Genomic DNA, 3,333 nt, shown 5'->3' on the forward strand with positions numbered 1-3,333 from the left:
GCTGACGGCGACCACCGGCTCTTCCTGCGGCGCGGGCGCGGACGCCACCGCGTCGAGATTCGGCTTGGGCGGATTGACGTGGCGGGGGATCGTGCCCGGCGCCTTCGCCATTGCCAGCATTTGCAGCGTGTTGCCTTCGGCGCCTTCGGACAGGCCGGTCGAGCCTTCCGGAATCTTCGCGGCGAAGATCTTGTTCATGCCGCCGTCGATGCCGGTGTTCATGCGCGCCACCGGCGTGCCCTTGGCGACCAGCTTGGCGTATTCCGCCTCGTCCCTGGATTGCTTTCCCCGCACGGCGGCGACGATGTCCTCGGGAATCACATAGGCCGGGCACTTTGCCGAGGCGTCGAACACGGGATCGCGCTTCGCATCGGGCGTGCGGGTCGCGTCGAAGACGTACTTCTTCTCGCAGAAATCGACCTTCGGCTCCTGCCGCGTCACCTCGAAATGATCATAGCCTTCCTTGATCATCTTCCAGAACGGCATGTTCGGATTGTTCCGGTGCTTGGCCATGTTCACCGGCGTCATCTTGAACGGATAGGCCTGCAGCTGGAACGCCTTCTGGCCGCCGAAGAAGGATTCGCGCCCGAGCGAATAGATCTCCGCGATCTGCTCGTCCGTCATCGCGTAGCAGCCGCGCGAGGAGCAGTCGCCATGCACCATCAGCTGCGAGCCGGTGCGGCCCAAAGCCTTGTCGAACGCGTTCGGATAGCCGGTGTTGAAGGAGAGGTAATAGGCCGATTGCGGATTCATCTGGCCCGGGTTGATCGAGTAGAATCCTTCCGGCGCCTGGCGGTCGCCTTCGCGCACCTTGGGGCCGAGATCGCCCGACCAGCGGCAGATCGGATAGGTCTTGAGCAGCGCGAACTGGCCGTTGCGGGCCTGCTTCCAGACCTCGAGCTCGGCCTCCTGCTTGAACAGGCGGACCAGGATCGGCGACTGCAGATCCATGTCCTTCTCGACCATCGCGGCGAGAAGCTTTGGCGGCACCGGCTGATTGGCCTTGGCATTGGTCGCGAGCGAGACCTGGTCGGTGTCGCAGCCGGCCAGCAGAATGCCGGCGGCCATCAGCGCAACCGAAGCCAAAAGCGCGCGAGCAAGCGAACGAGAAATCAAGATGGACCCCACACCGTGCCGGGCAGAGAGCGCGAACCCCAATTCTTATGGAGCATGATCCGACCGGACAACCGGACCCGTCATGACGGGCTTTTTCAGCTCACGCCCCAGCGCTTGTGCCCTGAAGCCATTGATTAAAATTCTAACCTCTGGGTCATGTGGTCGCAACCCGAGCGGGGATCACGAGCCCGTTGGCCCATCGGCATGGTCAACGAAGACTAAATGGACGCGACTTGGGACGGAACTTGGGCTTTTCGGCCCAACCCGGACTCAGATCGCTGATTTGGGCAAAAAAAGGGTTAACGCGGGGTTACCGGGGTTTCCCGAACGGTCCCGTAGGGTGGGCGAAGCGCCGTGCCCGCGACCTGCGTGTGATCGGTGAGAATCCGTGGGCAGGTCGCGCAAGAGCGCGCCTTTGCCCACCCTACGGCCCTACGGCACCGTAATTGAGCCGAATCAGCTCAGTTTCCGGCCGATATCGAGGAATTTCTGCCGCCGCTGCTTGCGGATGGCGTCGCCGTCGAGGCCGCGCATCTCGTCAAAGGCCTTGGCGATGGCATCGCCGGTGGTGGCGATCATTGCGGCGGGGTCGCGGTGGGCGCCGCCGACCGGCTCCTTCAAAATGCTGTCGATCACGCCGAAGCGGAGCATGTCCTGGGCGGTGATCTTCATGTTGTTGGCGGCTTCCTGCGCCTTGGTGCCGTCGCGCCAGAGGATCGAGGACGCCGCTTCCGGCGAGATCACGCTGTAGATCGCGTGCTCCAGCATCAGCACCTTGTTGGCGGTGGTGATGGCGATGGCGCCGCCCGACATGCCCTCGCCGGTGATGATGGCAACGTTCGGCACGGTCAGCGCCAGGCACGCATCGGTCGAACGCGCGATCGCCTCGGCCTGGCCGCGCTCCTCGGCGCCGATGCCGGGATAGGCGCCGGCGGAATCGGCCAGCGACAGCACCGGCAGGCCGAACCGCTCGGCCATCTCCATCAGCCGCACGCATTTGCGATAGCCTTCGGGCCGCGCCATGCCGAAATTGTGCCGGATGCGGCTCTCGGTGGAATCGCCCTTTTCCTGGCCCATCACGCAGATCGGCTCGCCGCGGAAGCGGCCGAAGCCGGCCACCAGCGCCTCGTCCTCGCCGAACTTGCGGTCGCCGGCGAGCGGGGTGAATTCGGTGATCAGGCCCTTGATGAAGTCGTTGAAATGCGGCCGCTGCGGATGCCGCGCCACCAGCGTCTTCTGCCACGGCGTCAGGTTCGTATAGAGGTCGGCCAGCGCCTGCGCCGCCTTGTCCTCGATCCGCCCGATCTCGTCCGAGATGTCGGTGCCGGAGGCCGCGAGCGTCCTGAGCTCGTCGACCTTGGAGTCGAGCTCGGCGACGGGCTTTTCGAAGTCGAGATAGCTGCGCATCTGGTCTTGCATCAACTCAATATAGGGAGGACGGGGCGAGGCGGCGAAGCGGATTTAGATTTGCAAAGAGAAGTGTAGCTTCTTCAATGGGTTGGCCTGTGTGCTGCGAGCCAGCCCGCCAAATCATGCGAAAGGCCCCGGCTCTTTCTGCGGAGATGTGGCCGAAGTCAAGGCGGTTAGTTTACCTCTCCCGCTTGCGGGAGAGGTCGCGCTGAAGGCGCGCGTGGGGGTTTTCTCCTCTTGGGGAGTGTCCCGTCGTGGAAACACCCTCTCCCGAACCCTCTCCCGCAAGCGGGCGAGGGGGCGCAGCGCCCGAAACTCACTTCTCCGCCAGCGGGTGCAGGTCGCGCACCAGGCTCTTCAGCCGTTCCTCGACCACATGGGTGTAGATCTGCGTCGTGGAAATATCGGTGTGGCCGAGCAGGGTCTGCACGATGCGCAGATCGGCACCATTGTGCAGGAGGTGGCTGGCAAAGGCGTGGCGCAGCACGTGCGGGGAGACCAGGCGGGCCTGCAGGCCCGAGGCGACCGCGAGCTCCTTGAGGTCGCGGGCAAAATGCTGGCGCGTCAGATGTCCGCTCTCGCCGAACGAGGGGAATAGCCATTTCGAGGCGGAGAGGGCGCTCTTCTTGTCGCCCTTGTTGTCAGTCTTGTTGCCAGTCTTGGCAGCCTCCGTCGCCGCGAGATAATCCGCCATCGCCTGTCGCGAGGCCTCGTTGAGCGGCACCAGCCGTTCCTTGTTGCCCTTGCCGCGCACCACGATCATGCGGGCGTCGCGCTTGGCCGCCGAGCGCGGCAGCGCCACCAGCT

Annotated in this window: 3 protein-coding genes; all 3 read right to left on the reverse strand. The window is 64.4% G+C overall.

What is annotated here, in order from left to right; genetic code table 11:
* The coding region (locus MOV75_RS31865; protein ID WP_247007304.1) for a murein L,D-transpeptidase family protein at window positions 1-1,116 on the reverse strand (1,116 nt) is incomplete at its 3' end.
* 456 nt (window positions 1,117-1,572) lie between these two features.
* Window positions 1,573-2,535, reverse strand: a complete 963-nt coding sequence (locus tag MOV75_RS31870; RefSeq protein WP_246931005.1) for an acetyl-CoA carboxylase carboxyltransferase subunit alpha — start codon at window positions 2,533-2,535, stop codon at window positions 1,573-1,575.
* A 307-nt stretch (window positions 2,536-2,842) separates the two neighbouring features.
* A partial coding sequence (locus MOV75_RS31875) for a tyrosine-type recombinase/integrase (protein WP_247007305.1) occupies window positions 2,843-3,333 on the reverse strand: 491 nt, incomplete at its 5' end.

Source organism: Bradyrhizobium sp. PRIMUS42 (assembly GCF_023006515.1).
GTDB lineage: Bacteria > Pseudomonadota > Alphaproteobacteria > Rhizobiales > Xanthobacteraceae > Bradyrhizobium.